This is a genomic window from Streptococcus sp. GMD4S, from assembly GCF_000296955.1.
Map to the genome: position 1 here is coordinate 1 of NZ_AJRE01000478.1, position 2,615 is coordinate 2,615.

General features: G+C 41.2%; 6 protein-coding genes. All 6 read left to right on the forward strand.

Features of this window, described 5'->3' with window-relative positions:
- Positions 1 to 32: 32 nt before the first annotated feature.
- The 6 genes from GMD4S_RS11810 to rplO all read left to right on the forward strand — a co-directional run bounded on the left by GMD4S_RS11810 (position 33) and on the right by rplO (position 2,544).
- On the forward strand, positions 33 to 212 hold the full coding sequence (locus GMD4S_RS11810) for a hypothetical protein (RefSeq protein ID WP_000648250.1): 180 nt from the start codon (positions 33 to 35) through the stop codon (positions 210 to 212).
- A 62-nt stretch (positions 213 to 274) separates the two neighbouring features.
- Complete coding sequence (gene rplF, locus GMD4S_RS11815) at positions 275 to 811, forward strand: 50S ribosomal protein L6 (protein ID WP_000086626.1); 537 nt, start codon at positions 275 to 277, stop codon at positions 809 to 811.
- 83 nt (positions 812 to 894) lie between these two features.
- A complete protein-coding gene (rplR, locus tag GMD4S_RS11820; protein WP_000624044.1) occupies positions 895 to 1,251 on the forward strand; it encodes a 50S ribosomal protein L18 in 357 nt (118 codons plus the stop codon).
- Between the two features lie 17 nt (positions 1,252 to 1,268).
- Complete coding sequence (gene rpsE, locus GMD4S_RS11825) at positions 1,269 to 1,763, forward strand: 30S ribosomal protein S5 (protein WP_000874204.1); 495 nt, start codon at positions 1,269 to 1,271, stop codon at positions 1,761 to 1,763.
- A gap of 13 nt (positions 1,764 to 1,776) precedes the next feature.
- Positions 1,777 to 1,959, forward strand: coding sequence for a 50S ribosomal protein L30 (rpmD, locus tag GMD4S_RS11830; protein ID WP_000057241.1), 183 nt, complete (start codon positions 1,777 to 1,779; stop codon positions 1,957 to 1,959).
- 144 nt (positions 1,960 to 2,103) lie between these two features.
- Positions 2,104 to 2,544: a 50S ribosomal protein L15 gene (gene rplO / locus GMD4S_RS11835; RefSeq protein WP_000766089.1), complete on the forward strand. Its 441-nt coding sequence runs from the start codon at positions 2,104 to 2,106 to the stop codon at positions 2,542 to 2,544.
- Positions 2,545 to 2,615: the final 71 nt, after the last annotated feature.

The window sequence follows — 2,615 nt, forward strand, 5'->3', positions numbered from 1 at the left end:
AAATAGAGAGTAAATTAGTTTAGGAGAAAAAGATGAAAGCTACTGAATTGAATGAAAAACTTATTGTTGCAGAAGACGCTTTGGCTGAATTGTCAAAAGATGACCTTGTATCTCTTTTATGTGAAATTGGTTATAGTCCTGCGGCTATTGATGTATTGACAGAATATCAGGAGTTTGTCAAAGCTTTTCGAAAGAAACTAGGTTTGCTCTAATCCGAATGCCCCCCGTGAAAACTGGCCATTCTGGCCTGACAATTTAACAGGAGAAAATAAACATGTCACGTATTGGTAATAAAGTTATCGTGTTGCCTGCTGGTGTTGAAATCACTAACAATGACAACGTTGTAACTGTAAAAGGACCTAAAGGAGAACTTACTCGTGAGTTCTCAAAAGATATTGAAATTCGTGTGGAAGGTACTGAAGTAACTCTTCACCGTCCAAACGATTCAAAAGAAATGAAAACAATCCACGGAACTACTCGTGCCCTTTTGAACAACATGGTTGTTGGTGTATCAGAAGGATTCAAGAAAGAACTTGAAATGCGCGGGGTTGGTTACCGTGCACAACTTCAAGGATCTAAACTTGTTTTGGCTGTTGGTAAATCTCATCCAGACGAAGTTGAAGCTCCAGAAGGAATTACTTTTGAACTTCCAAACCCAACAACAATCGTTGTTAGCGGAATTTCAAAAGAAGTAGTTGGTCAAACGGCTGCTTACGTACGTAGCCTTCGTTCACCAGAACCATATAAAGGTAAAGGTATCCGTTACGTTGGTGAATTCGTTCGCCGTAAAGAAGGTAAAACAGGTAAATAATGTTGAGTGGTTGATTTTTAACCACCAACCTATTTTCCAACTTAGTGCATAGCACACGATTTAAAACTAAAGAGGTGAAAACTGTGATTTCTAAACCAGATAAAAACAAACTCCGCCAAAAACGCCACCGTCGCGTTCGCGGAAAACTCTCTGGAACTGCTGATCGCCCACGTTTGAACGTATTTCGTTCTAATACAGGCATCTACGCTCAAGTGATTGATGACGTAGCGGGTGTAACGCTCGCAAGTGCTTCAACTCTTGACAAAGAAGTTTCAAAAGGAACTAAAACTGAACAAGCCGTTGCTGTCGGTAAACTCGTTGCAGAACGTGCAAACGCTAAAGGTATTTCAGAAGTGGTGTTCGACCGCGGTGGATATCTATATCACGGACGTGTGAAAGCTTTGGCTGATGCAGCTCGTGAAAACGGATTGAAATTCTAATAGGAGGACACTAGAAAATGGCATTTAAAGACAATGCAGTTGAATTAGAAGAACGCGTAGTTGCTGTCAACCGTGTTACGAAAGTTGTTAAAGGTGGACGTCGTCTTCGTTTCGCAGCTCTTGTTGTTGTTGGTGACCACAACGGTCGCGTAGGATTTGGTACTGGTAAAGCTCAAGAAGTTCCAGAAGCAATCCGCAAAGCAGTAGAAGATGCTAAGAAAAACTTGATTGAGGTTCCTATGGTTGGAACAACAATCCCACACGAAGTTCTTTCAGAATTCGGTGGAGCTAAAGTATTGTTGAAACCTGCTGTAGAAGGTTCTGGAGTTGCCGCTGGTGGTGCAGTTCGTGCCGTTGTGGAATTGGCAGGTGTGGCAGATATTACATCTAAATCACTTGGCTCTAACACTCCAATCAACATTGTTCGCGCAACTGTTGAAGGTTTGAAACAATTGAAACGCGCTGAAGAAGTTGCTGCCCTTCGTGGTATCTCAGTTTCTGATTTGGCATAAGAAAGGGGATAAAATGGCTCAAATTAAAATTACTTTGACTAAGTCTCCAATCGGACGCATTCCATCACAACGTAAAACTGTTGTAGCACTTGGACTTGGCAAATTGAACAGCTCTGTTATCAAAGAAGACAACGCTGCTATCCGTGGTATGATCACTGCAGTATCTCACTTGGTAACTGTTGAAGAAGTAAACTAATGAATTTTTAGGGGATGTGGCAATACTCATCCCCTAAAACTAGGTATAGTCATCTAAGATGACCATGTATAGGCGAGTTGATAAGGGAGACAACCTTTTCTCTCTTATCGGCGCTAGCATTTTACAAAAGAGGAGAAAATAATAATGAAACTTCATGAATTGAAACCTGCAGAAGGTTCTCGTAAAGTACGTAACCGTGTTGGTCGTGGTACTTCATCAGGTAACGGTAAAACATCTGGTCGCGGTCAAAAAGGTCAAAAAGCTCGTAGCGGTGGCGGAGTTCGCCTTGGTTTTGAAGGTGGACAAACTCCATTGTTCCGTCGTCTTCCAAAACGTGGATTCACTAACATCAACGCTAAAGAATACGCAATTGTAAACCTTGACCAATTGAACGTCTTTGAAGACGGTGCAGAAGTAACTCCAGTTGTGCTTATCGAAGCAGGAATTGTGAAAGCTGAAAAATCAGGAGTTAAAATTCTTGGTAACGGTGAGTTGACTAAGAAATTGACTGTGAAAGCAGCTAAATTCTCTAAATCAGCTGAGGAAGCTATCACTGCTAAAGGTGGTTCTGTAGAAGTCATCTAAGAGAGGTGACCCATGTTTTTTAAATTACTAAAAGAAGCGCTCAAGGTTAAACAAGTTCGATCAAAAATTCT

Bases quoted from the DNA above. Each gene is read 5' to 3' on its own strand.
- GMD4S_RS11810 (WP_000648250.1), top strand. From the start codon at position 33: ATGAAAGCTACTGAATTGAATGAAAAACTTATTGTTGCAGAAGACGCT.
- rplF (WP_000086626.1), top strand. From the start codon at position 275: ATGTCACGTATTGGTAATAAAGTTATCGTGTTGCCTGCTGGTGTTGAA.
- rpsE (WP_000874204.1), top strand. From the start codon at position 1,269: ATGGCATTTAAAGACAATGCAGTTGAATTAGAAGAACGCGTAGTTGCT.
- rpmD (WP_000057241.1), top strand. From the start codon at position 1,777: ATGGCTCAAATTAAAATTACTTTGACTAAGTCTCCAATCGGACGCATT.
- rplO (WP_000766089.1), top strand. From the start codon at position 2,104: ATGAAACTTCATGAATTGAAACCTGCAGAAGGTTCTCGTAAAGTACGT.